The organism is Sphingobacterium kitahiroshimense (genome assembly GCF_025961315.1).
GTDB lineage: Bacteria > Bacteroidota > Bacteroidia > Sphingobacteriales > Sphingobacteriaceae > Sphingobacterium > Sphingobacterium anhuiense.
This window is the reverse complement of record NZ_JAOQNK010000001.1, coordinates 5,978,254-6,004,541: the sequence shown is the minus strand read 5'-3', so window position 1 is coordinate 6,004,541 and position 26,288 is coordinate 5,978,254. Positions and strand designations below refer to the sequence as shown.

Below are 26,288 nucleotides of genomic sequence, written 5' to 3'. Positions count from 1 at the left end.
AATAAAAGATTGAATGCTTTAGGAAAAAACCACATACAAAACAGCACAGGTGTACTGTATTGCTTTTCCCTACGTCGGTATTAGCCGTGTCAGGTTCAAAGGGACTCTCTCAATTCTTTTTTAGAATACCCCTAAAGCATAACAAAGATATAAAATATAAACATTCATTCCCATCGCATGAACATTGACATTTTGAAATAATAATTATTATGTTGAGTTTATCTATAAAAAATCACATGACATAATTGTAAAAAAACACAACACATTGATTGTTTTGACATTAAAAACCATTCTGATCACAAAAAATTCCATCAACAGAAAGCAATAAATTACAAAACTGCTGTTACATGAAATAAAAATAATATAGCTGTTGCTCTCGATAATTTTAAATTTAACATCCTAATTGTTACTAGACTTAATTCTAATTTTATCGTATTAAAACAAAAACAATCGGCTATACTTACCAATTTACATCGTGATGATTCAGTAGATCACTATTTCGGTTCAGAAGCTATTTTCACCAGTTCAGTCAATTATTTCTTTCTTAAACCATCTAATCTTCTGTTATTTGTATTTGAAATTTTAATCATAAAAAAATGGTAAAGCAAGAATTCAAAGCAACAAACAATTTCAATCTATATACAGCCGTATTTGCTTTCGGTTTATTATTTATTTCATGTGGCGGACAAAAACAAGATGGATCGTATGAACAACAAGCTGTTCCTGCTGATTTCATTGAATTAAAAGAATCTCCTACTACGATCGTAGAAACTTATCCTGGTACCATAGAGGGAACAGTCAATGTCGATATTAGAGCACAAGTTTCTGGTTACCTCGAAGTAACATATGTGAAGGAAGGACAATATGTACAAAAGGGGCAATCACTTTTTAAAATTAAAAGTGATGTTTTTAATGAACAGGTGAACAACAGTAAAGCTTCGTTACAATCGGCACTAGCTGCACAGGCAAATGCACAGATTGAATTAGAAAAAATAAGACCTCTAGTTCAGGGAAAGGTTGTTTCAGACCTACAGCTAAAAACTGCACAAGCGCAATATGATGCAGCAAGTGCTCAAGTGGCACAAGCCAAATCAGCAGTGAGCTCTTCACAGTTAAACGCTGCCTTCGCAATTATCAAAGCACCAGTAAGTGGATATATAGGCCGTATTCCGAGTAGGGTCGGAAATTTGGTCACACCTTCTGATGTCAATCCATTGACAAGTTTATCTGAAATCGATCAGGTATTTGTTTACTTCAACCTCAATGAAGCAAAATTTATTGCTTTTATGAATGATAGAAAAACAGATGCCGGAATGAACACGGTAGAGATTATCATGGCCGACGGTAACAAATATAATCAAAAAGGTCAGGTTGAAATTGCAAGTGGTAACATTGATCGTAACACAGGAACGATATCACTAAAAGCGGTATTTTCAAATCCAGATAAAATTTTACGCTCAGGAGGTGCAGCGCGAGTGGTTTTAACTAAAAGTCTGAACAGTGCAATCAAGCTACCTATGGCAGCAGTGAAAGATATTCAAGACAAATTTTTTGTTTATGTCCTCGCTGACAGCAATAAAGTGGCAATGAAACCTATTGAAATAAATGGTAGAACAGGTGCAGATTATATCATCAAATCCGGCGTAAAAGCGGGCGATAAAATAGCCGTAAATAGTATTGACCAATTAACAGAAGGAATTGTAGTTCAACCTAAAGTAATCAGTCAAGACTCATTAAAAAATTAATTTTTAGACGAGTATCAACATGTTAAAAAAGATTATAGATAGACCAGTAATGGCCACCGTTATTTCGGTTGTGCTATTAATATTGGGTGTTATAGGATTATTAAGACTTCCTGTAACAAGATTTCCAGATATATCTCCACCCACCGTAATGGTTTCGGGGAGTTATCCTGGTGGGAACAGTGAGGCCGTGATCCGCTCAGTGGTAACACCACTGGAAGAGCAGATCAATGGTGTGGAAAACATGCAGTATATCAAGTCTACTGCAAGTAATGATGGTTCTTTTTCCATTTCCATTATCTTCAAACAAGGTGTCAATCCTGATCAGGCCGCTGTAAACGTGCAAAACAGAGTACAACAAGCAACGCCCATACTTCCAGAAGAAGTAATCCGGATGGGGCTTACAACCTCAAAGCAACAAAACAGTATGATCATAATTTTCAACGTGTATACGGAAGATAATGAAAAATATGATGAGTTGTTTCTTCAAAACTATGTCAACATTAATGTCATACCACAAATTAAACGTGTACCTGGTGTAGGTCAGGCACAAGTTTTTGGTTTAAAGGACTATTCGATGCGTGTTTGGCTCAATCCGCAGAAAATGGCATCTTATGGTTTAGAACCTGCTGATGTAAGTAAAGCCATTGGCACTCAAAGTTTAGAGGTGGCACCCGGTAAATTGGGTGAGGAATCGAATGCGGCATTGGAATACGTTATGCGTTATAAAGGTAAAAAGAGTCAACCTCATGAATATGAAAATATCGTTGTTAAACGTGATGGCGAACTTTTGGTACGCTTGAAAGATGTAGCACGTATAGAATTTGGCTCTCTTAGTTATAGTGGAAATACAACTATGAGTGGTAAAAATTCAGTTACTGTTGCAATTCTCCAGACTACGGGATCTAATGCAAATGACATCGAAATCGGTGTACGCGATGTATTAAAGAGTGCTTCCAAAAACTTTCCTCCCGGCGTAGACTACACGAGTTTGATGAGTACAAAAGAGCGTTTGGACGAAGCAACAGGCCAGGTGAAATCTACTTTGATTGAAGCATTTATTCTGGTGTTTATCGTCGTATTCTTGTTTTTACAAGACTTTAGATCGACCATTATACCTGCAATTGCTGTACCGGTAGCGATCATAGGAACATTTTTCTTTCTCCTTGCTTTTGGTTTCACCATAAACGTATTGACACTCTTTGCACTGGTACTTGCAATCGGTATTGTCGTCGATGATGCCATTGTGGTCGTCGAAGCCGTCCATAGTAAAATGGAAGGTACAAACATGACCGGAAAAGAGGCAACTCATAGTGCTATGGGCGAGATCACAGGTGCAGTTGTATCGATCACTTTAGTCATGTCTGCGGTATTTATACCGATTGGTTTTATGACAGGATCTGCAGGTATTTTTTATAAGCAGTTTGCCTATACATTAGCGATTGCAATTATTATATCTGCGATCAATGCATTAACCCTTACTCCTGCCCTATGTGCCTTATTATTGAAAAATAATCATGCCGAGGGTCAACATGGAGAAGTCGAAAAGAAAGGATTTGGAAAAAGATTCTTTACTGCATTTAATGCTGGATTTGAGAATTTAACAGGTAAATATATCAAAGGGTTACGGTTCTTAATTGTTAAAAAGTGGATCGGTGCAGGTTTAGTTATTGTGATTACTGCACTAGCAGGCTGGATGATGATCAGTACACCAAAAAGCTTTGTACCGATGGAAGATGATTCATTTATTATCTTCAGTTTAAGTATGCCTCCAGGTACTGCCTTAGATCGGACAACTGCCGCTGCTGCACGTATAGATGATATGTTGGAAAAAGAAGAATCAGTACAGAATAGTACCATTATTACAGGCTTCAATATTTTATCAAATAGTGCCAGTCCAGCATATGCTATGGGTTTTATCAAGTTGAAAGATAAGAAAGATCGTGGTGCGGAGAAAGATATTGACGTGATTTTAGGAAATCTAACAGCAAAGTTTGCAACGGTTAAAGAAGCTACTATTATGGCCTTTAGAAGTCCACCGATAGACGGATATGGGGTTACAAGCGGTGCCGAAATCGTGTTACAAGATAAGGCAGGGAAATCTCCCGAAAAGCTAAAACAGATGTCTGATGAGGTTATTGGGAAAATTATGCAACAACCAGGGGTACAATTTGCTTATACAACATTCCGTACGGACTTCCCGCAATTAGAACTTGAAGTTGATGAGGATAAAGCCCAACAAATGGGTGTAGAAATCAGTAATATGATGAACGTCATCCAGACCTATTTCGCAGGTGATCAGTCCATGAACTTTACACGATTTGGAAAATTCTATCGTGTCAATGTGAAAGCTGATGGAATATTCAGAACAGACGAAGATTCCTTTAATGAAATATTTGTCCGGAATGACCAAAATCAAATGGTTCCTGTGAAATCACTTGTTACCCTACATAAAGCATATGGTCCTGAATCCTTAAGCAGATACAACTTATTTAATGCGTTGACCATTAGTGTAGTGCCCCTACCCGGCGCGAGTAATGGTGAAATCATGGATAATCTGGAAAAAAATGTATTGAGCAAATTGCCTTCAGACTACGGTTACGAATGGACTGGCTTAAGTTTAGAAGAAAAGTCAGCAGGAAATCAAACGTTAATTATTTTATCGTTGTGTCTCCTATTCGTTTACTTTTTATTAGCGGCGCAGTATGAAAGTTACCTTTTACCACTAGCAGTATTGCTATCTATTCCAACAGGTATCATTGGTGCATTTGCTTCAATTAAAGCTATAGGATTGGATAATAATATTTATGTACAAGTAGGATTAATTATGCTTGTGGGGCTATTAGCTAAAAATGCAATCTTAATCATCGAATTTGCCGTACAACGTCGAGCTGCAGGTTATTCTATTGTAGAGTCTGCTATTGAGGGTGCAAAATCAAGATTACGTCCTATCATCATGACATCTCTAGCTTTTATTGCTGGTATGATTCCATTAATGTTTGCTACGGGTGGATCTGCAATGGGTAATAGATCGATCAGTACAGGTGCTGCAATAGGGATGCTTTCAGGCGTCCTATTGGGTGTATTTGTCATACCGATCCTTTATATTCTCTTTCAATATCTGCAGGAAAAGGTATCGGGTAAAAATCAAAATCAAAAAATTCAAAGCGTTGAATAATGGCATTATCTATAAATAATATAATTTACGCTGTTGGAATGGCAACTTTATTGTCATCCTGCTCTGTAAACAAAAAGTATAGTCGTCCAGAGTTGGAGACCCCACAACATTATAGGAATACGATTGCGGTGACAGGTGATAGCATTAGTCTACCCTATAAAACCTTCTTTAAAGATACTCATTTGACGGCTTTGATCGATAAGGCACTTGATAAGAACAAGGATATATCGATCGCTATGATGAGTCTTCGTCAACTGGATCTTTCCTATAAACAGGCAAAACTGGGACTTCTTCCTACAGCTGATCTTTCGATATCTGCGGCAAGGAACTATTTATCAAAAAGCTCTTTGAACGGTTCTTTGAGTGAGCAGTTTACAGGAAATCAACACATGGACGATTATTCTGCTTCTCTTAATATTTCGTGGGAAGCGGATATATGGGGGAAAGTTGCGTTGCAAAAAGAATCTGCAAGAGCAAGCTTCTTCATGCAACGTGAAAATTTATCAGCATTGCGAACACGTATTGTAAGTCAAGTCGCACAGGCTTATTACAATTTAATTACTTTGGATGAGCAACTTAAAGTTGCTTCGCAAAATATTGCTTTGAGCGATACGACTTTGCACATCATAAAACTTCAGTTCGAGTCTGCGCAAACCAATTCACTGGCAGTGGATCAAGCTGAAGCCCAGAAGAAAACTGCTGAATTATTGGTACCTCTTGCTAAGCAAAACATCGCACTACAAGAGAATGTACTGAGTATTCTTTGTGGGTCTTTTCCAGATAGCATATCACGAGCAAATACAATGGATACGACACCCTTTGTGGAAAGCTTTCCAATAGGTGTTCCTGCCGATATGCTCAGTAGACGTCCTGATGTTAGAGCTGCAGAATACGCTGTGGTAGTTGCTAACGCAGGTACTGGTCTTGCAAAGGCTCAGATGTATCCATCTTTGAGATTAACTCCTTCTATTGGAACAAATTCATTCCAGTTTGAAAATTGGTTTGATTTACCGGGTTCATTAGTAAAGAATATTGCTGGTAACATTACGCAACCTATTTTTCAAAATAAGAAGTTAAAAACAGCTTATGAAATAGCAAAAATCGAACAGGAAAAATCTGCCGAACAATTTCGTCTGGCAGTCATGACTGCTGTGAGTGAGGTATCTGATGCTTTAGCAAAAAGAGAGTACGCAAGCCAACGTATTACACTGATAGAACAGAAAAAAACGGCATTGCAAAAGGCTGTTAGTGATGCAATGTTGCTGTATAGAAGTGGAATGGCAACATATCTTGAAGTTATCACTGCACAGAATAACTCCCTTCAAAATGATCTAGAGGCCATTTCGATTCAAAAAGAACAATTTGATGCTTCAACAGATCTTTATCGTGCATTGGGTGGAGGAACAGAATAAATAATCATAGCATATCAAAAAAAAAGGATCGACATACAATCGATCCTTTTTTTTTGATAGCATAATATCCCCTATCTTACCCTTGTATCAATCCAAAACAGATCATGCATAGGCAAGACATCTTGTGGCGCAATAAGATTGTAGATTAATTCGTCAGTATCACCAGAAATATGCCAGGTATGATCATCTCCCCGAACAGCCAATACTTTTAAAATAGCATCTTCATCACAGACCCAAATATCAGATTCTACGACTGCGACATTGTGCATCATAAACCACTTATGTGCTTGAGTAGCATCAAGACAGATTAAAGATCGAGTCAAAGACTCCAAATCATTCATTCCTACAGCAACATGTTCAGGATAATGTAATTGCAGATAGTCCAGATACATACTATGATCCCCAGTATGCAGCGCATAATTACGGATAATCAATCTTTGCGGGTCGAATGAAAAATCATAAACTTCCGGATTGGCTACAAATTGATAATATTGATTATAGATGTGAAGCCGTTGGTTCAGTCTTAAATAATGATCATCCTCAATAAATACCTCCCCATCAAGCTGCTCATCTTCCGCATTTAACAAAGCATCTTCAATAACAAGGACAGCCGGTTCCTGAAAACTCAATACATTTGTTTTACTATCTAGCTGTAGCAGATAATCCCATACATTGGGCACACTGATCGGATACCAGGTAGGGTTCTCATCATCAATCCTATTCTTAGAGGTTAATATATTATATCCTTTTGACTGCAGGTCTAACAGGATGGATCTGGTCAGAGTAGCAAACTGCATAACGTGATCTTTAGGTTGTTCAACTTAATTTATTAAAAAAAACAAAACACGAACCATTGCAGATCAGATGTTTAAGATTAAACACATAACTGATAAAGTTGTTTTAGTAAAGTAGGTTGGTTAGATAATGAGATCAGAATAAATCTAGAAACCAGATATTTCAGGCATCAATTTTTTTAATAGTTTTTAAGAGATTAAAAAACAATACAAATATCAACTTATAATTTTCTGTTTTTAATATTGTTCAATGTAAAATTTCCATGGCTGAAGAAGCTAGCAGTAATTATATGTAAACATTTAAAATGATACCATAGCTATTACAGAAAATAAAAATTACCATCATATCGCTAAATAATACAATTAATTTATAAATTTGTAATATTGAAGAATTTGAAGACTCATATTGGTATTATCTTGTTAATCTGTCTTGGCTTTTTATTGTTGCCAAGTACGGGCTATTCCTGTGAAAAGGATAGTACTAAAAAGCAACATACTTCAACTGCGCACGAACAGCACACTACCCATTCAAAAACAAATAATACCTGTTCAGATAATACTTCTAAAAAAGCTGATCACGGAGACTGCAACCATAGCAAGTGCGATCATGTAACATGTAGATGCCTCTCTTCTTCTTGTTCCGTTTTCTTAACCATTCCATTTGATATAAATCTGAAAGAATTTTCTTTTGTTGCCAAACAAAAATTCGGATTTCAGCAAAATAATTATTATTCGGAATTTTCAAACATCTGGTTACCTCCCAAAATAGGTTAAAAAGGGCCCTTAATGCCCAAAGTACGTCTTATCAAAAGCTATAATCAGCTTTTGAAAATCCTTAATTTATATTATTTTAATTATTAAAATCATGAAATCTATATCAAAAATATTGGTAGTAATCACTGTATTATTATCATCTATAAATACATATGCCCAAATTAATAATACAAAAACTGAAACCGTCAATATCTATGGAGAATGTGACATGTGTAAAAAAACCATTGAAAAAGCAGGAAATAGCAAAAATGTCGCTCAGGTAGAATGGAATGTTGATACAAAAAAAGCTATAATCAGTTATGATACTCAAAAAACGAGTAGAGAAGAAATCTTAAAGCGTATTGCCTTAGCAGGTTATGACAGCGAAGATTTTCTAGCTCCTGCGGATGTATATATAAAGCTTCCTGAATGTTGCCAATATACAAGAGAATTAAAGACTGGCACCAAAACTGATGCCATGCTGCTGAAAGATCATAATGAGATGTCCAATCATGCAACGCATGATGCTACCACAAAAAGCAAAAATCCATTGCAGGCAGTTGTTGATAGCTATTTTTCGGTCAAAGATGCTTTAATAAAGACTGACGCGGCAGCTACCTCCACCCAAGCAACTGTCTTACTTTCGACTGTTAAAGCAGTAGATATGAATACACTATCTTCTAAAGAACATGATGTATGGATGAAAGGAATCAGTGACTTAACTGCTCATGTAGAAAGTATTTCCAAATCTAAATCCGTTCCAAAACAACGTGAATTATTTGCAAATGTTTCCAAAACAATTTATGATCTAGCAAAAGTATCTAAATTGGAGAGTCCTATTTACTACCAGCACTGTCCGATGTTTAACGCAGGAAAAGGTGCACATTGGTTGAGTAAAGATAGTGACATCAAAAACCCATACTTTGGTTCTAAAATGTTGACTTGTGGTAGCACAGTGGAAACGTTGAATTAATAAATACAGTTCTAAAATAAGATAGACAACGTATATCCTATTCCTATACGCTATATGTAACTATTAAATACAGAAAAAACAAAAATACTTATTCACTGGTTAAAACATCAGGAATAACTTCCACTAAAAAATAAATAAACAATGTATATAGCTAAGCATGTATCTATAAAAGCGTTACAGACATTGATTATGCTCATTTGTGCAACAACTGCGTTTGCACAAAAAGTTGTCAAATATGACCTGTATGTTCGAGATACCATTGTCAATTTTACAGGGAAAGAAAAACGGGCAATTTCGGTTAACGGACAAATTCCTATGCCCACTCTTACATTTACAGAAGGTGATACTGCCGAAATTGTGGTGCATAACCAACTAAAAGAAAATACATCTTTACACTGGCACGGCATATTTTTGCCTAATAAAGAGGATGGAGTACCCCATCTTACCCAAGAACCGATAAAACCCAATACAACATATACCTATCGCTTTCCTATTATCCAACATGGTACACATTGGTATCACTCCCATTCGGGTTTACAGGAACAGATCGGTATGTACGGCAGTCTCATCCTGAAAAAAAGAAGTGATGATAAAACTTTCAGAAAAGGAATTGACGATTTACCTACTATACCAATTATATTATGTGAATGGACAGACCTAAATCCGGATAACATACATAGAATGCTGCATAATGCGAATGATTGGGCCGCCATCAAAAAAGGTGCTACCCAATCTTATGCCGAGGCTATTAAAGAAGGTCACTTTAAAACTAAAGTCAAAAATGAATGGAAACGTATGATGGCTATGGATGTAAGTGATGTGTACTACGATAAGGTTTTAATGAACGGGAACGAGTTCTCCAATCTAGAAAAAATAGATAATAAGACTTTGAAAGCAGGAGACAAAGTTCGTCTTCGCATATCAAATGGTGGTGCATCATCCTATTTTTGGCTTCGTTATGCAGGAGGTAAAATAACCGTTGTCGCAAATGATGGTAACGATGTAGAACCTGTAGAAGTAGATCGATTAATGATTGCAGTATCTGAAACTTATGATATTGTACTCACAATCCCTAATGAAGGCACTTCGTATGAATTCATGGCCACTACAGAAGATAGAACAAAATCAACAAGTTACTTTGTAGGAAACGGGAAAAAACAGCTTATATCTCCATTACCTCGCCTTAAATATTTTGAAGGCATGAAGATGATGAATGACATGATGAAAATGAACGGGGATCTGGATGATATGGGCATGAAGATGAGCCTGAACCAAATGGATATGAACGTAGTTATGTATCCTGAAATATCTGGTGATAAGACAAAAAAAGAATCTGGTGACAAAACAAAGAAAGAGGATCATAGTCAACATGGCTCCCATAAAATGACCGATGATAAAGATCGGTATAATGCCAATGCTTTAGCAGATATTGTAACGCTAAATTATGCCATGCTCAAATCTCCTTATAATACCACCCTGCCAAAAGAGGCGCCGGTAAGAGATATTAAATTTACCTTAACCGGAAATATGAACAGATATGTCTGGAGTATGGACAATAAAGTGTTGGCTGAAAGTGATAAAATTCCGGTAAAGAAAGGTGAAATATTACGCATCACCCTCTACAATAACTCCATGATGAGACACCCAATACATCTGCATGGGTTTGATTTTAGAGTAATCAACGGTAAAAAAGAAAATGCACCGCTGAAAAATGTTATTGATGTCATGCCCATGGAAGTCGATACTATTGAGTTTTTAGCTAACGAAGAGGGGGACTGGTTTTTCCATTGCCATATTTTATACCACATGATGGCGGGCATGAATAGAGTGTTTGAAGTTGGCGATTATAAAAATCCGTTACTCCCAGACAAAGAAAAGGCCTATAAAGCGTTACAGAAAGAAAGTAATATGGCCCACTTCATGGTGCAAAATGATTTCGCGACTAACGGTAATGACGGTGGTGCAATGATACAAAATGCCAGATGGTCATTAGGAACAGAATGGCGATTGGGCTATAATGATATGCATGGATATGAAGTAGAGACCCATTTAGGCCGATACATCGGAAAAATGCAATGGTTTATGCCATTTGTAGGTTTTGATTGGAGATATAGAAGAATGGGTGAAGACGAGCATGAAAAAAACATCTTTGGACAGGTTAATAAGAAAGATGTCAGAAGGGCTGTCAGTGCCGGATTTATGTATACGCTCCCTATGCTCGTAAATTTTCAAGCTGAAGTATATCATGACGGAATAGTACGCTTACAATTAATGCGCGAAGACATTCCTATTTCACCCAGATTAAGAGGTGGTTTTATGGTCAACACAGATCTAGAATATATGGGTGACCTGACATATGTAATCAATAAAAATATGGGTATACGTACGCATTACGATAGTGATATGGGCTGGGGATTCGGTTTATCATTAAACTATTAAAACTGATTTATTTCACATAATATGCTGTATCGTTAATGAGGAAACAAAAAATACGGTACAGCTGAACGTATAGATAAAGGGTCTAATTTTCATTAGACCCTTTTCGTTAAAGATTTATAGTTACTTTATCAGTAATCCCCCGGCTTAACGCATCTTGACAAATACTCTGTATCTTTTATTTTTGTTTTAGAAAAATATCAGCAAATAAGAGCATTAAACTCAACGAAAAACTTTTTAAGGGATCAGTTTGTTCCTCTAATAGTTGTATTTCTAAAAAGTAAATTATGTATACAGATACTGTAACCGCAGGAATTTTAATAGATTTGATTCAGATTAACAACGACAGAATCGAAGGCTATACCTTAGCATTAGAAAACCTAAAAACAAATCGTGATAATGACTTACGTTCACTATTCGAAGATTATATCCAAGAAACCATCCTGTTCAACTCCGAGCTTGCTCCATTTACCGTTGTCGATGGCGAAGCTCCAACAATTCCCCCGCGCATCTCCGGTAAATTGCATCGCTTCTGGTTAGATCTGAAAGCAACATTAAGTGGTCATGATCGTAAACAGATTCTCGAAGAATGTGAACGTGGTGAAGACGCAAGTAAAAAAGAGTATGAAAAGGCTTTAAAAGAAGCCCCAGATCTTCCTATAGCTATTGTCACTATGATTCGAAATCATGCAGAAAAGCAAAAAAAGGCACACGATCAGATTCGCACCCTCAGAGATGAAGCAGATTAAGCGTTGCATTAGATAAAACGAACAAAGCTTCTTTAAGTCTATTAATGACCTACGGTATCTGTAGGATTCTCCCGATCAAGATTATTGAGGGGAAGACCTGATTTACCATCCTTAACATCAACAGTTGAGTCCCCCACTCTACTGCGATGCAGATTATCAAGAGGAAGCCCTTTTAATTGCTGATGAACTGTATCTAGCGTATTATTTAGATCGGAATTATTTTTCATATTCTCGCCACAAGACGAAAAGAAAACGGCATTCATAATCAGTATTAAAGCAATATTTAAATTTCTCATTTTCATTTATATATTTAATGTACATCAGCATTTAAATAAATAGCGCGATTGATAATAATATTACCTATTTTTCTCCAAGCCTTTTCAAAAGCGTTGCTTCATCCGTCAAATCTAATCGCAATGGCGTAATAGATACCATATCATGCTCCACAGCCCATCTGTCTGTACCTTCATCAGCTGGCTCTAGTGGAGATACCGTAAACCAATAGTGCTTTCGTCCCAATGGGTCCGTTCCGGGTATAATTGTACCATCATATAATCGCACAGACTGTCTCGTCCAGATGATTTCTGTTGGCTTTTCAGGAAAATTAACGTTATAAAGAGCCAATTCCTTATCCGCCAACAGAAGCGCCAATGTTTTCTCTACAAAGGGTTCTAGCGCTTCAAAGTCAGGTTCTGTTTTTCCCACGGGTGTACTCAGTGCGATACCTTTAATACCAAACAAGACGGCCTGTTTGGCGGCCGCCAAAGTTCCCGAATGCCACATCGAATTACCTAGATTAGGTCCCATATTAATTCCTGATAAAACCACATCAACATCATTCCATAAATGTATGCCCATGGCAACGCAGTCTGCTGGAGTTCCGTTTACGCGATAAGCCTCCACATCTTCAAATACAATCGGAGATTTTTTATAACTCAATGGTCTAGAATGTGTGACTGCATGTCCCATCGAAGACTGCTCAACATCTGGTGCCACTAATTTTACCTGTCCAAATTTCCGAGCCACTTTTGCTAGAGATGCAATACCTGGACTATAAATACCGTCGTCATTTGTTATTAAAATTCTCATAGTTTCTATCGTTTCTGCAAATAAATATTTTATATAAATAACAACAAATGGATAAGCTAAATGTTGTTATATAAATTAAATCTATGGAACAAGCAATCTTATTACACAATCCGGGCGCAGGCGATGAGGATCATTTAAAATCTGATTTAATAACATTAATTGAACAGGAAGGTTATGCTTGTGTATACTTTTCGGTAAAAAATGGAGATCAATGGATTCATCAAATAGATCAAGCAGATTTTGCTGTAATAGCCGGTGGCGATGGAACCGTAAGAGGAGTCGTTAAGGAATTGGTGAAAAGAAATTCACTTGAAAAGAAAATCCCTATCACCATATTACCGATGGGGACTGCTAATAATCTGTCCATAGCATTGGGGATTGACAGTACCAAAAAAAATCTAGATCATATCAAAAACTGGAAAAACAGTAAGCGACAGCGTTTTGATGTAGGGGTGATTAAAAATGCTGATACGACAGATTTCTTCTTAGAGGGCGCTGGATATGGTGTTTTTCCACACCTAATCCAGAAAATGGAATCCGTTGATAAAAGTAAAGTTGACACCGCAAAAGATGAACTAAAATTAGCTTTAGAAGTCCTTCATGAAATTATTATGACTGCTAAAGCTGAAAAATTTTGGATAAAAGCCGATGATAAAATCTACGAAGGCAAATGCTTGTTACTTGAAATTATGAACATTCAATCCGTGGGTCCTAATCTAATATTATCACCAGAAGCGGTGACAGATGATGGTCTTTTCAATGTCGTATATGTAGATGAGGCACAAAGATCAGATTTCGCTGCTTTTATTAAGAAAAGATTAAACGGAGAAGAAGTTACATTTGACTATAAAAAATTTGAAGCTAAACAGCTTACCATTGATTGTGAGAGTACCTACATGCATATAGATGACGAACTGGTACTGCCGCTCAAGAATGTTGCAATATTGGAAGTAAGAGAAAACGTCCTTGAGTTTCTTGTTCCGCAATCATAGATAAACATTTATTTTAGAATCCTTTACAACTCGCAGGAGATAAAAATTAATGAATGATAAATAAATGTTTTAAAAAATATAGAGTTGAACTAAAAAAGGATCCTGAACAAGCAGGATCCTTTTTTAATTCATATTGAATAAGCCATTCATTTAAACATTTAAATCTGATTTCGCTAAGTTCAACATAGATTTAACGGCATTTTCAAGATCGTCCAAATTAAACGGTTTCTCGAGATAACTGTCAGCACCCGCTTCTTCTGCTAATAGCTGAATATCATTATTCGCAGAAACATATATAACAGGAATATGATTAAAATCCGGATGCTGTTTTACAAGTTGAGTAGCCTTGATTCCGCCAATTTCAGGAATCCAGTTATCCATTAAAATAACATCAGGTTTAACAGCCGTTACTTTTTCAATAATATCATGTGATGTCTCAGATGTAGCCACCTGATATCCATAATTTTCCAAAATAATGGTGCAAACCTCCAGTATATTCACATCATCATCAAAGAGCAATATAGTCTTATCTTTCATCGTAAATCAAAGTATAGGAAAACGTTAATAAGGTGCTAATATAATAAAAAACTAACGCAAGGCTAGTTGCGTTAAATACGCAATTGATTGATATAAGACGCAATTTCGGATGGTTTTAATACCAGATCTACCGCCATAGACAATAGGGCTTGCTTAGGCATATAATCTATTTCTGCTGTCTCTGGATCCTGCACTAAGATAGTTCCTCCATATTTCTTTATCTCTTTCAATCCATTCGTCCCATCAGCGTTTGCTCCTGATAACAGCAACGCAACAACATTCTCCTTAAAGGTCTCTGCGGCTGATCGAAATGTAATATCAATTGATGGACGTGAAAAATTTAATTTTTCTGAAAAGTCTAAGGATACCAGGGTTTGATTTTCAAAAAGCATATGATAGTCAGGCGGAACGATATAAATGCTCCCGGGAAAAATAGTCATCTTATCCTCTACTTCCATAACCGGCAATTTACTGCTATTAGCTAATAATCTATTGAGTACAGATCCCGGATAGGATTTACGATGCACAATAATAACAATAGGAAACAATATATCCGTATCAAGTTGAGGTAATACCTCCAACAGCACCTTGAGACTTCCTGCTGAACCTCCAATTACGAATATTGAATCACTCATTTGAAAAGAGAATTATGATGAACGGGTTTTTCTCCATATTCGTTCATCATTAATTTGTTTATATTTTTTCTCCAAATTAGAAAAACGAATAGTTTCCTTAGACCCCAATGCTAGATATCCCAGCGTATCTAAGCTTTCATCAAATAAATCAAAAACATTATTCTGCAAATCCTTGTCAAAATAAATCAGCACATTCCGACAAAGAATTAGCTGAAATGCATTGAAAGAGGTATCCGATACTAAATTGTGTGTTGAAAAGATCATTTTATCTTTTAAATCACCGTTAAACTTTACAGAATCGTAATTAGCGGTATAATATTTAGAAAAATCCTCTATCCCTCCAGACTGAATATAATTCTCTGAATACTGTTGCATTTGACTGATGGGAAACATCCCACTACTTGCCCGCTCTAAGACTCCAGGATTTATATCAGTGGCATAAATCAATGATTTATGATATAAATTGGCCTCCTTAAGCAAAATTGCAATCGAATAGGCCTCCTCTCCAGTAGAACAGCCCGCTATCCAGATCCTTATAAAGGGATAAGTACCTAACCGTGGAAAAACATCCTCGCGTAAAGCCTTATAAAAATTTGGATCCCGAAACATTTCCGTGACGTTGACGGTAATTTCCTCAACAAAACGTTGCAGATATTCGGGATCACTTATTACCCGATATCGCAGTTCTGCAAAGCTTGTAAATTTATCGATCAGACACAGTCGATTCAATCGCCTTTTCAATGAAGCTTTACTATATTGCGTAAAATCATAACCATACCGTTCTGCCACATCTGTCAAAAGCAGCTCGATATCCTCATTTTTTATAATACTCGGTTCCCACATCTAACTATTCTGTTCAATTATACCTATTAATAGATCTAAATCTATTGGTTTTGGCACATAAGCACGAGCACCAGCATCCAAACACTTCTCACGATCTCCCTGCATAGCTTGAGCTGTTACTGCAATCACGGGAACATGACCATAAGTTTCAGATGCCCCAATCACCTGAATAGCTTCATAACCATCCATATCGGGCATCATCATATCCATTAAAACAATCTCAATATCGCTATTATTAGCCAATAATTCAAAGCCTTCTTGGGCACTATTACAGGAAAGTGACTGATATCCTCGCGACTTTAAAGCCAATCGCAATGCGAAGATATTGCGATTATCATCATCAATAATCAATACTAACTTAGCTTTCTTCATCACCTATTTTATGCTCTTAATTATCATATAACCATACGCGGAGTAAAGATAACAGTTGGTCAGTATCAACCGGCTTAGATATATAATCAGAAGCACCTGCTACAATACACTTTTCCCGATCACCAGTCATTGCTTTTGCAGTAACAGCCATGATTGGTAATTTTGAATATTTCGGATTTTTTCGCATTAGCCTGATCGTCTCATAACCATCCATTTCTGGCATCATCATGTCCATCAGAACGATAGATACATCCGGATTATTTTCTAGCTGTACCAAAGCTTCCTTCCCATTTGTAGCTGATATAACATTCATCTGGTACTTTTCTAATGCTTTTGACAATGAAAATATGTTCCTTACATCATCATCTGCGATCAAAACCTTCTTTCCTGTTAACACTTCACTCAGAGAACCTAGCTTATTCACTTTTCTTTTCTGTGCGTCAGCAGAATTTTCTTCAACTAAGTGAAGAAAAAGTCCTACCTCATCTAAAATTCGCTGGTAAGAATGGGCCGTTTTAATAACAATAGAATCTGCGTATTGTTTAATTTTGACCTCCTCTGCATGTGACAGATTTTTTCCTGTAAAAATAATAATAGGAAGATTTTCCAAACCCTTATTATTTTTGATTGCTTCTAAAGTTTCATAACCAATCTTATCAGGCACCCCCATATCCAAAATCACACAATTGGCGCCATCCGAACTTAATGCTTGAACACTTTCATCAACATTTGTCTTAATTTCGGCAGTAATATTAAAATTGCTCAAAAAATAAGAAAGTGCTGAAGCATGTTTAGGATTCTCTTCAACAATCAGAACCTTTCTTGGGTAACGCGTTAGCGCATCCTCTATTTTTTTAAACATGATCCCGATCTGCTCAACGGCAACAGGTTTATTAATAAAATCTATAGCACCTTTGAGTAGACTTTCTTTTTTGACCTGAAGTGAAGACATGATATGAACAGGTATGTGTCTAGTAAGTGGATTGCTTTTTATTTCATCCATAACCTGCCAGCCATCTTTTATAGGCAACTGAATATCCAACAAAATAGCTAAGGGCAAATAGCGAGCAGCAAATTCTGCAGCAATATCTCCTCTTACCACAACTACCCCTTTATAATTCTGTTTACGTGTATATTTGAGCAAAGCCTTCGCAAATGCAGTATCATCCTCCACAATAAGAATAACTTTATCTCCTTTTACAATATGATCGCGATCATCTTCGACTTCTTCAGGAATAGTATAAACTATATTAGGAGAAACTGCTTCACCAACGATACTCTTCATTTCATCTATATCAGAAGCAATGATATCGATCAATCGCTCAGACGATGGTTTTATTACGTCAGAAGTTTTGCTTTTCGGAATAAATAGTTTGAAGACACTACCCTCTCCTTCTTTACTAGTCAATAAAATCTTACCACCAAGGAGGCGCGCTATTTCCCGGCTGATAGAAAGTCCTAGTCCAGTACCGCCAAATTTTCTCCGTGTTGACCCATCTGCTTGCTGAAAGGCTTCAAAGATAATTTTCTGCTTGTCTTCAGCGATACCAATTCCAGTATCCCTAACCTCAAAAATTAAATTCTCGGGATGATCTTTATCTTCAGAAATTGATAAACTTATCTTACCCTCCGACGTAAATTTAACAGCATTTGATAACAGATTTCTTAAAACCTGATCTAATCTTAAACGATCGGTCTCTATCGTATCAGAAATATTCGAATCAATAGACACATCAAAAGAAAGTGATTTTTCCTTGATTAATGGTAAAAACAGATTCTGCAAATCATGCGTTATATCTTGTAATTTCACATCTTGATAGTCAAGTTCCATTTTACCAGATTCGATCTTAGAAAGATCTAAGATTTCATCTATTAAACTTAATAAACTTGTTCCTGAACTCTGAATAACTTTTGCTGATTCAATTTGATCTTCATTCAAATTACCGTCCGTATCCTCTGACATCAATCGTGATAAGAGAAGGATAGAATTAAGCGGAGTTCTAAGTTCATGTGACATATTCGCCAAAAATTCCGATTTATATTTTGTGCTCAGCGCTAGCTCTTCAGCTTTCCGCTGTATCTCTAGATTACGCTCGGCGATAAGATGGTTTTTTTCTTCAAGAGATTTGGAACGTTCCTCCAATTCGTGATTGGACTGTACAAGTTCTTCCTGCTGGACTCTCAATTCTTCTTCAGATGATTGTAATTTTTGAGTCTGCGCCTCGAGCTCCGTGTTTAAATTTTCCAATTCAGCATGTTGTGCCTGCAGTTCTTCCGTTTGCGTTTGCGTTTCTTCCAGAAGTTGCTGTACCTGATCACGGCTTTTCGCTGCAGCTATCGCAATCCCTATATTTCGGGTTGCTTCAATGAAATAAGGTAGTTTTACATTTTCTACAGCATTGATCGATCCCAATTCAATAACACCTATACAATGATAATCCGCAAAAACAGGCAATAAAAGCACATTATCGATACGAAATTGACCGCTGGCAAAACTCACGACATAATCACTGTTCGATAGATTTTCAAATCGTTTAACTTTTCCTTCCTTAAAAACCTGACCAATCATACCTTCTCCTGGCGATAGGGACTTTACCATACGGTCTTCTAAACCATATGCATTTTTAAGCACAATACGATCTTGATCCCAAAGGTAAAAAGCACCATTGGTACAATTTCCATAGCTAATTAGCTGGTTTAAAGCATCGGCTATTAAGATTTGTTCTGTTTTATTTCCAACAAGAGTTTCATTTAGCTGAGCCAGACCTGTTTGTCTCCATTCATTATTATTTAAGTCATCAAATGATCGTTTTAAAGCATCAGCCATTTGATTCAAAGAGCCTCCCAAACTTCCTAAATCATCTTGTTCCGTATCATTCACATTGACCGTATAATCACCGCTAGCTATTTGATTTGCTATACGTTGCGTAACTTTTAATCTCCTGCTGATTTCTTCATCTTTATTTGTCAAAGACTTTTGTAACTCTTCTCGCTTAATAAAATCTTCTCGAATACGTAAATAAAAAACTATAGTGATCAACAACGAAACAATAGCCGCAATAACGACAAAAATAGAGGTATAAAAAGAGGATTTATTGAGCTCATCAGACCTTTTATTCAGGAGAACCTCTTCAACATCAATAAACCGGGCAATGATAGCACGGCAACTATCCATATATTGTTTACCCTCTTCCAATTGTGATAAAGAGACCTCTCCCCCTTGTCGTTTTATTGTAATGAGATTAGCTAAAATCCCAAGTCTTGAAGTCACTAATGAAGATAGACTGTCCGCTACTTGACTTTGTTCGGGATTATCAGTCACAAGTTCTTTTGTCAAGATTAGCGCTTGAGGTAAAGATTTTTGACTATTAATATACGGCTCTAAAAAAGCTTCCTTACCGGTGAGATGAAACCCCCGTTGACCAGTTTCTGCATTTTGCAGATCATTTAATATTTTATTTGCTGATGCGATGACGCGCCGACTATGATCAACTTTTGTACGGTTATTGATCTGCTCTTTAATACTTATATAAGATGCAGTAGAACTTGCCAATAACAGAACCAAGGAAAAACCAAAGCCAATCTGTAAATTTCTTAAAAATGGTTTAGACATTTTCTTACTAATTTAAAGGTAGAGTAAAATAAAAAGTAGATCCCTGGCCCAATTCACTTTGGATACCTACCGTACCATTATGTTGTTTTATGATCTCCGAACAGATATAAAGGCCTATACCAAGTCCCTGAAATCGCACCGAAGATTCTTCTACCCGATAAAATTTACCAAATATATTCTTTTGCTTATGTTCAGGAATACCGATACCATAGTCCTTTACACTAACGATTAATTGATCATCCTCCTTTTCTGTACGTACAATGATTCGATCTGTATTAGGCGCATATTTAATGGCATTTGTCAAGTAATTGATCAAGACCTGTTCAATCCGAACTTCATCACCTAAAAAGAGCTCTTCTATTCGATCACCTTCCCTCTCAATAGTAACGGAATTATTTTCATGGGTTTGATAAATAATATCAATAGCATTGGTTAGTAAGTTTTCAAAATCAAAATTCTTTTTTGTAATCTTCAATTTCCCGTTTTCAATTTTTGAGATGTCCAACAAGTCTGTAATAAGTCCGCTAAGTTTGGTTACTTGGCTTTGTACCCTATTGATGTACTTGACTGCGGTGACGTCTTTAGCAGTATTAATTGTTCGTTCCAATAACTGGGCATATGCCTTAATGCTGGTTAATGGGGTCTTTAATTCATGACTGGCTATACTCAAAAACTCATCCTTTTTCTTTTCCATCTGTTTTTGATCGTCAATATCTGTAAAGGTACCGACCCACTTAACCTGATTATTCTTTTCTTTAATCGGAATAATCCGCAACAAATGAAATCTGAAAAGCTCGTCTTTTAATTCTTTTATACGAACCTCGAGTTCGATTGGTGTTTCAGCAATTAATGCTTCTGCCCAAGATACATGTATATCCGGATCATCAGCATGCGTTGTAGGAAATTTATTTGATGTTGCATAGGATAGCCATTTACTGTTCACAAATTCTATTTCACCATCTCCATTTGCCGTAAATGCCAACTGTGGTAGCGACTCTAATGTCGAATGCAAATTTTCTACTTGTTCCTTTAACTCCTGCTGCGCTTTTTTCCGTTCTTCAATTTCCAATCGAAGCACCTGTTGCATATCATTTAAAGCTACCGTCTGTTCATATAAACGAGAGAAAGTCTTCACTTTCAGCATTAAAATATCTGGATCAATAGGCTTCGTAACATAATCTATTCCACCTGATGCATAACCTTTAGTAATAAACTTTTTATCTTTATTGACTGCCGACAAAAAAATAATCGGAACATCTTTAGTTTTATTAAAACCGGATAACGTTTCTGCAACTTCAAAACCATCAATTCCAGGCATCTGAACATCCAAGATAATCAATGCATAATTATTCTTTAAAACCTTTTTTAGTGCCTCTTCTCCAGATAGCGCAGTATCAACTGAAAAATTTTGAGATTCGAGTAATTTCTTAAGTGAATAAATATTCGCTTCTTGATCGTCAACAATTAAAATCATAGCAGTTTAGTTCAATTCGTCTGTAAACAACAATCGTGTAAACACAGGTATTCGAATGATAAAGTCTAAAAATAGGATTTTATTTTTTAATAATGACACCTAGACACAAAGCAAACTATATTGGTCCAAAAATATTACTTTGCAAAAAGCGATATTTTCCAATTATGAACAATAAAAAGGAATTATTTAAACGATAATTCTATGAGTTACTGACAAATAAAGAGACAACCTTGGTGATAACAGTAATTTATACCTGTTTATAAGAATAAATGCCTGTTTACATCATCGGATTCGATTCGAATTGAACTTAACAGCGTTTACCCTGTTCTTAATACAAGAAGAATGTACAGAAATATTCCATATCATTCAATAATTCTTGTGGATTTAATTTATACTAAAAAATGAAAATAGCTATTATTGGAACTTACCCACCTAGGCAGTGCGGAATTGCAACGTTTTCACATGATCTATATCACTCCCTGCCACGATCTTTAGCGAATGATCATCACATATTTGCGGTATCTGATGGTTCGGAATATGTGTTTCCTGAAGAAGTAACTTATATCGTAGAGAAAGAAAATTTAGATAGTTATATTCAGGCTGCCGATGTCATCAACAATGCATTTGATGCCTGTATCATCCAACACGAGTACGGAATATTTGGCGGAGAAACAGGGAGCTACATTATTGACTTACTTCAACACTTAAATGTACCCATTCTTACCAACTTACATACCGTGCTGGAACATCCGCATCATAATGAATACCGTATTCTCCGTGAACTAGCGCAGTATAGCAGTAAAATCACGGTTATGACGAGTCGTGCCATCAATATGCTAGAGACAATATATCAAATTGATCGTAGTCAGGTAAGTCTAATACCACACGGTGTTCCAAACTTCGATTGCGACCAAGAGATGGCGAAGAGAAAATTAGGATTTCAAAATAAAAAAGTCATGCTCAGTTTCGGCTTTTTAGGTAAAAGCAAAGGTTTTGAAACAGCGATTCAGGCAGTTTCTGAAATTGAGAATGACGACTTCGTTTATATTATATTAGGTTCAACACATCCAAATGTTTTAAAGCATGAAGGTGACGCGTACAGACATGATTTGATGGATATGGTGATGGCCCGTAATATTGGTCATAAAGTGCAATTTGTCAATCAATTTGCATCCGAAAAACTATTAAAGGAATATTTGAGCGCTTGCGATATTTATGTCACTCCTTACCCAAATGAAAACCAAATCAGCAGTGGAACACTGTCATTTGCACTGGGCGCTGGAGCGGCCTGTATTTCAACTCCATATTGGTATGCTAAAGACCTCTTAGCAGATGACCGTGGGTTATTCTTTCCTTTTAATGACGCACATGCACTTTCGTCAGTTGTCAATGATCTTTTAGATCAACCTGAGAAAATGCACTATTACAGAAACAATGCTTTAGAATATGGAAAACAAATGTCTTGGGCAAATGTAGGAAAGAAACAATTTCAGTTACTGAATGAGCTATGCACAGCATCGAAAACTTCAACAATTTGTTTCAATGACACTGTTCAGCAAAACAACATTACGAACATATTTCACAGCAATAAAAGACTATCTTCATAATGAAACTACCACAATGATTTGTTTATATGAAAAATAAAGCTCTAAAAACAATAGCAAAAATTCCCAAAGAGAAATCTAATGATTTATCTCAGAACAAAGTGAAAAGCAATACCGGTACACCACCAAAAAAAGACACGAATCCGCTTCCGCCAAATCCAAATGAAGTGGACAATCACGACACGTAGTGCCATGACTATCATGGCACTACATTCCAATTATTGAGCTCAAAAATTTATTCTTTACCTTCAAACTTTTTGTACAGATCATAATCAAATGGAATACGCATCGTCAGATCTTTAGCTTCCCAAATATCGCCTTTTGACGGCTGATAAAAATCATACGCGGGCTTAAGAAAATTATCTCCATCAGGTGCTTCCTGCCAATCTTTCTTATCTCTATTATATAACAAAATCATACAGCTTACACAATTGTAATTGCCATCTGTATTTGGGTTATCGTAACACTTACCAACTTTTATATTGATCTTTTGATTAATAATGACGTCCGTTAATCGGCCATCAGTATGGCGGATCAACGCAGCCTGTGCATCTTCATGATCAGGTCTAATTTTAGCTTCAACAAGACGATCAAAATTTGCTTTTTTAATCTTTTCAAGTTCACTTGCAACAACTTCAGGTGCCACACGGCTCGTATCTAACGAGTAAATATCATCAGGAGAAACTACCGCAGCTACCTCAGTTTGAATATTACCGTCTGTTGGATTATTTGCTAATATTCTTTTATTTTCTTCATAATTTTCCCAATCAGATTTTGAATAGGTTATATATTGTTGTGCCTTATAGAGCAATGTTTCATTTGGCGCGATATATATAAAATTACTAGCAATAAGCAATACGATTAATACAGCTACTGTTCCTAAAAGAATCATTTTGGTTTTCTCACTTTTCATTAAAATTTATTTTATGTTTTAATTGTTTATTTCGCAGAGGTTTTTACACCTGCAATCGTAGTCTTATCCAATTGATTACAAACAGACCAATAAAACAGATCAGGATATAAAGCTGAATTTTATTTACTTTTCTTGTTCCAAATTTCCAAACACAGATTCTGTCAATCACAATGATGAGCAAAACAGGAATCAGTCCAAAAAAAATGTACATCGCGGCTAACTTATCTGGAGCAGAAACCCCCGTAGCTAATATAATCGCAATTAAAATTCCGATCAAAATCGATAATGCACTTAACGTAAAAAAGATCGTTATTTTATTTTTAAAAAAATCTTTCATTTTTCAATAGCTTTAATAAGCAGATTTTCGCAACGTTATTATGATACATAATAAGGCTTAAAAAAAAGTGTTCATTATTTTTTTTTAATTATTCCATTTTCATTTACATCATATTCTATACCTTCTGATACAAGTGTTACGCTACCATTTTCAAAACGACTTGGATAAGAAAAACGAGGTGGGCTAATTATTTTTTGATCAAAATCCATAATTCCCCATTTAGCGGTATTGTTACCATTACCTATAGGAATCAAAACTTGAAACATGATCAAGCCATTCTTGCCCATCATAAATAAATCATCATATTTTACCGGAACAATAACTCGACCAGTGGCATTGATGTAGCCCTTCTTATCATTTTTACTGACTTTTATCAATCCAAATTTTGTATCCATCGAATCGGCCGCATTATTCCCAAAATAGATATCATCAAATTGAGGGTTTACAATTTCAACACCCTCGCTATTGACTATACCATAATTATTAAGGGAATCACTAACGACGAAAAAATCATTTTCCGTCCTAATGCGCATCGTTACACTGCTGTAAATAGGCTGTATAATAACTTTCCCACTCTTATCAATAAGACCCAGACCCAAACTATTTCCATCTTTATCCAACTTACTGAATGTGGCATAAAGATCTTCTCCAAATGAAGAATAAGCATCATAATTGGGATCGCTGTTTTCCCATGTATTATCCTGCACATTATAATGTCCTGGCAATTGCACTATTTTAGATTTTCGCATGTCCTGCTTTTGTATCGTATTATTGGTACAGGCAGATAAAATCGTAAAGAAAAATAATAATAAATAGTTCATTTATATAATTTGAAAATGACACCATTAGCAATCTCGATGATGTTCAATTGTTACTATTACAAAAATACCTTAAACATCGACAATATTGTGATGGGTTTACAATTCGCTTAATAGATCTTACAATCCGTGTTCGATTATTTTAAATGAAAAAACTAGTATATGATTTAGCTATGAAAATATTAATACTGAAAAGTACACTTCATACTCTTGCTAAAAATTTACTAATGACAACTGGCAGAATAACCATTAGTATTAAACAGCAAAGCGTTAGGATATGATCTTTACCATTATTTCCGAAAAAATAGATAACAAGTGACAAAACGAGGATAGGACTAAAAATATAAATCTTATGAATGTAATATTGATTTTCTTTACTTAGATTTTGTTGAATAAACTCGTCTCTATTTAAAAGATTTGGATAATTAATTTTTACAAAATCGTAAATCTGTTCTAGATCAATTGTTGTTAGCGCTCTAGGTCGTATCAATAGATCATCTATTGCAATGGTCATATCTTTTCTTTCGAAAGAGATAGCGCTAATTTTTTCTGCAGCATACTTCTTTAAATAACTTCTAGGATCTAGTGCATAGCCTTTATAATCTGCATCATTCTCCGTTGATAAACAATGTAGCTCTCTGCTATCCAAATAGAAAATTTCAAAACTATCAAGTGCCTTATAATCTTTATAACACGATTTTATGAAAAATAAAAAAGTTAGAAAAATCGAAGAAAGGACGATCTGTAAAAATTCAATATCCTGCCATTCACTCAACAGATATATAGCAACAAAGGACAAGCCAATAAAGTAGAGAAAATAGTTGAACTTGACGAAGCTATGAACAAGATATAGTACAGTTACTAAAGCAAGTCCGAAAAGTCCACTTTTCCAATCTATTAAAATGCCAATTATTCCTAAAAGAGAAAACATAATGACAAAAATTAATGCCATGGCACTATTATTCTTTCCAAACTTTTTTTTCGAAATACTGATAGAATTATTTTTTTTACTCATTATCAATTG

23 protein-coding genes and 1 riboswitch are annotated in these 26,288 nt (G+C 35.8%); of the genes, 10 read left to right on the top strand and 13 right to left on the bottom strand.

The annotated features are described in order from the left end of the window. Positions 1 to 49: 49 nt before the first annotated feature. Positions 50 to 143: riboswitch (TPP riboswitch) on the bottom strand. 453 nt (positions 144 to 596) lie between these two features. Genes M2265_RS25640 through M2265_RS25630 form a run of 3 tightly spaced genes read left to right on the top strand, consistent with a single transcriptional unit; the run spans position 597 to position 6,332 of the window. After that, positions 597 to 1,745 carry an efflux RND transporter periplasmic adaptor subunit gene (locus M2265_RS25640; protein ID WP_021188106.1) on the top strand — a complete coding sequence of 383 codons (1,149 nt, stop codon included), beginning with the start codon at positions 597 to 599 and terminating at the stop codon, positions 1,743 to 1,745. Positions 1,746 to 1,764: 19 nt separating this feature from the next. Further along, positions 1,765 to 4,920, top strand: coding sequence for an efflux RND transporter permease subunit (locus M2265_RS25635; RefSeq protein WP_132773843.1), 3,156 nt, complete (start codon positions 1,765 to 1,767; stop codon positions 4,918 to 4,920). Next, positions 4,920 to 6,332 (top strand): efflux transporter outer membrane subunit, encoded by a 1,413-nt coding sequence (locus M2265_RS25630; protein ID WP_132773841.1) that lies wholly within the window; start codon positions 4,920 to 4,922, stop codon positions 6,330 to 6,332. The genes M2265_RS25635 and M2265_RS25630 overlap by 1 nt, the downstream gene beginning before the upstream one ends. Positions 6,333 to 6,403: 71 nt before the next feature. On the opposite strand, the gene M2265_RS25625 is transcribed toward M2265_RS25630, so the two are convergent. Next, positions 6,404 to 7,129: a hypothetical protein gene (locus M2265_RS25625; protein ID WP_021188104.1), complete on the bottom strand. Its 726-nt coding sequence runs from the start codon at positions 7,127 to 7,129 to the stop codon at positions 6,404 to 6,406. Between the two features lie 381 nt (positions 7,130 to 7,510). Here M2265_RS25625 and M2265_RS25620 point away from each other — a divergent pair, with 381 nt between their 5' ends. The 4 genes from M2265_RS25620 (at position 7,511) to M2265_RS25605 (ending at position 12,037) form a co-directional block, all read left to right on the top strand. Then, positions 7,511 to 7,900 carry a hypothetical protein gene (locus M2265_RS25620; protein WP_021188103.1) on the top strand — a complete coding sequence of 130 codons (390 nt, stop codon included), beginning with the start codon at positions 7,511 to 7,513 and terminating at the stop codon, positions 7,898 to 7,900. A 91-nt stretch (positions 7,901 to 7,991) separates the two neighbouring features. Then, entirely contained in the window at positions 7,992 to 8,852 is an 861-nt protein-coding gene (locus tag M2265_RS25615; protein ID WP_132773839.1) for a DUF3347 domain-containing protein, read from the top strand. A gap of 141 nt (positions 8,853 to 8,993) precedes the next feature. Further along, on the top strand, positions 8,994 to 11,291 hold the full coding sequence (locus M2265_RS25610; RefSeq protein ID WP_132773837.1) for a multicopper oxidase family protein: 2,298 nt from the start codon (positions 8,994 to 8,996) through the stop codon (positions 11,289 to 11,291). A 284-nt stretch (positions 11,292 to 11,575) separates the two neighbouring features. Further along, a complete protein-coding gene (locus M2265_RS25605) occupies positions 11,576 to 12,037 on the top strand; it encodes a ferritin-like domain-containing protein (protein WP_132773835.1) in 462 nt (153 codons plus the stop codon). Positions 12,038 to 12,078: 41 nt separating this feature from the next. On the opposite strand, the gene M2265_RS25600 is transcribed toward M2265_RS25605, so the two are convergent. Together M2265_RS25600 and surE are read right to left on the bottom strand one after the other, a co-directional pair. Then, positions 12,079 to 12,333 carry a hypothetical protein gene (locus tag M2265_RS25600; protein WP_132773833.1) on the bottom strand — a complete coding sequence of 85 codons (255 nt, stop codon included), beginning with the start codon at positions 12,331 to 12,333 and terminating at the stop codon, positions 12,079 to 12,081. A gap of 64 nt (positions 12,334 to 12,397) precedes the next feature. Continuing rightward, positions 12,398 to 13,126 carry a 5'/3'-nucleotidase SurE gene (surE, locus tag M2265_RS25595; RefSeq protein ID WP_132773831.1) on the bottom strand — a complete coding sequence of 243 codons (729 nt, stop codon included), beginning with the start codon at positions 13,124 to 13,126 and terminating at the stop codon, positions 12,398 to 12,400. A gap of 83 nt (positions 13,127 to 13,209) precedes the next feature. On the opposite strand from surE, the gene M2265_RS25590 reads away from it, so the two are divergent. After that, positions 13,210 to 14,118 carry a diacylglycerol/lipid kinase family protein gene (locus M2265_RS25590; protein ID WP_132773829.1) on the top strand — a complete coding sequence of 303 codons (909 nt, stop codon included), beginning with the start codon at positions 13,210 to 13,212 and terminating at the stop codon, positions 14,116 to 14,118. A 150-nt stretch (positions 14,119 to 14,268) separates the two neighbouring features. On the opposite strand, the gene M2265_RS25585 is transcribed toward M2265_RS25590, so the two are convergent. The 6 genes from M2265_RS25585 to M2265_RS25560 form a co-directional block, all read right to left on the bottom strand. Further along, a complete protein-coding gene (locus M2265_RS25585) occupies positions 14,269 to 14,655 on the bottom strand; it encodes a response regulator (protein ID WP_021188098.1) in 387 nt (128 codons plus the stop codon). Between the two features lie 71 nt (positions 14,656 to 14,726). Continuing rightward, the gene (locus M2265_RS25580) at positions 14,727 to 15,290 is read right to left on the bottom strand and encodes a chemotaxis protein CheB (protein WP_132773827.1); all 564 of its coding nucleotides are present in this window, start codon (positions 15,288 to 15,290) and stop codon (positions 14,727 to 14,729) included. Between the two features lie 12 nt (positions 15,291 to 15,302). After that, entirely contained in the window at positions 15,303 to 16,133 is an 831-nt protein-coding gene (locus tag M2265_RS25575; RefSeq protein WP_132773826.1) for a CheR family methyltransferase, read from the bottom strand. After that, complete coding sequence (locus tag M2265_RS25570; RefSeq protein ID WP_021188095.1) at positions 16,134 to 16,505, bottom strand: response regulator; 372 nt, start codon at positions 16,503 to 16,505, stop codon at positions 16,134 to 16,136. Between the two features lie 16 nt (positions 16,506 to 16,521). Continuing rightward, positions 16,522 to 20,118 carry a response regulator gene (locus tag M2265_RS25565; RefSeq protein ID WP_132773824.1) on the bottom strand — a complete coding sequence of 1,199 codons (3,597 nt, stop codon included), beginning with the start codon at positions 20,116 to 20,118 and terminating at the stop codon, positions 16,522 to 16,524. A gap of 7 nt (positions 20,119 to 20,125) precedes the next feature. Further along, positions 20,126 to 21,592, bottom strand: a complete 1,467-nt coding sequence (locus M2265_RS25560) for an ATP-binding protein (protein WP_132773823.1) — start codon at positions 21,590 to 21,592, stop codon at positions 20,126 to 20,128. A 401-nt stretch (positions 21,593 to 21,993) separates the two neighbouring features. Between M2265_RS25560 and M2265_RS25555 the strand changes: the two genes are divergently transcribed. After that, the gene (locus M2265_RS25555) at positions 21,994 to 23,199 is read left to right on the top strand and encodes a glycosyltransferase family 4 protein (RefSeq protein ID WP_132773821.1); all 1,206 of its coding nucleotides are present in this window, start codon (positions 21,994 to 21,996) and stop codon (positions 23,197 to 23,199) included. A gap of 26 nt (positions 23,200 to 23,225) precedes the next feature. Beyond that, complete coding sequence (locus M2265_RS25550) at positions 23,226 to 23,384, top strand: hypothetical protein (protein ID WP_165902415.1); 159 nt, start codon at positions 23,226 to 23,228, stop codon at positions 23,382 to 23,384. A gap of 47 nt (positions 23,385 to 23,431) precedes the next feature. Here M2265_RS25550 and M2265_RS25545 read toward each other — a convergent pair whose 3' ends face one another. The 4 genes from M2265_RS25545 to M2265_RS25530 form a co-directional block, all read right to left on the bottom strand. Beyond that, positions 23,432 to 24,109, bottom strand: a complete 678-nt coding sequence (locus M2265_RS25545) for a hypothetical protein (RefSeq protein ID WP_132773820.1) — start codon at positions 24,107 to 24,109, stop codon at positions 23,432 to 23,434. A 43-nt stretch (positions 24,110 to 24,152) separates the two neighbouring features. Then, the gene (locus M2265_RS25540; RefSeq protein WP_132773818.1) at positions 24,153 to 24,446 is read right to left on the bottom strand and encodes a hypothetical protein; all 294 of its coding nucleotides are present in this window, start codon (positions 24,444 to 24,446) and stop codon (positions 24,153 to 24,155) included. A 74-nt stretch (positions 24,447 to 24,520) separates the two neighbouring features. Then, positions 24,521 to 25,267 (bottom strand): WG repeat-containing protein, encoded by a 747-nt coding sequence (locus M2265_RS25535; RefSeq protein WP_132773816.1) that lies wholly within the window; start codon positions 25,265 to 25,267, stop codon positions 24,521 to 24,523. A gap of 199 nt (positions 25,268 to 25,466) precedes the next feature. Then, the gene (locus M2265_RS25530; RefSeq protein WP_132773814.1) at positions 25,467 to 26,279 is read right to left on the bottom strand and encodes a hypothetical protein; all 813 of its coding nucleotides are present in this window, start codon (positions 26,277 to 26,279) and stop codon (positions 25,467 to 25,469) included. Positions 26,280 to 26,288 lie beyond the last annotated feature (9 nt).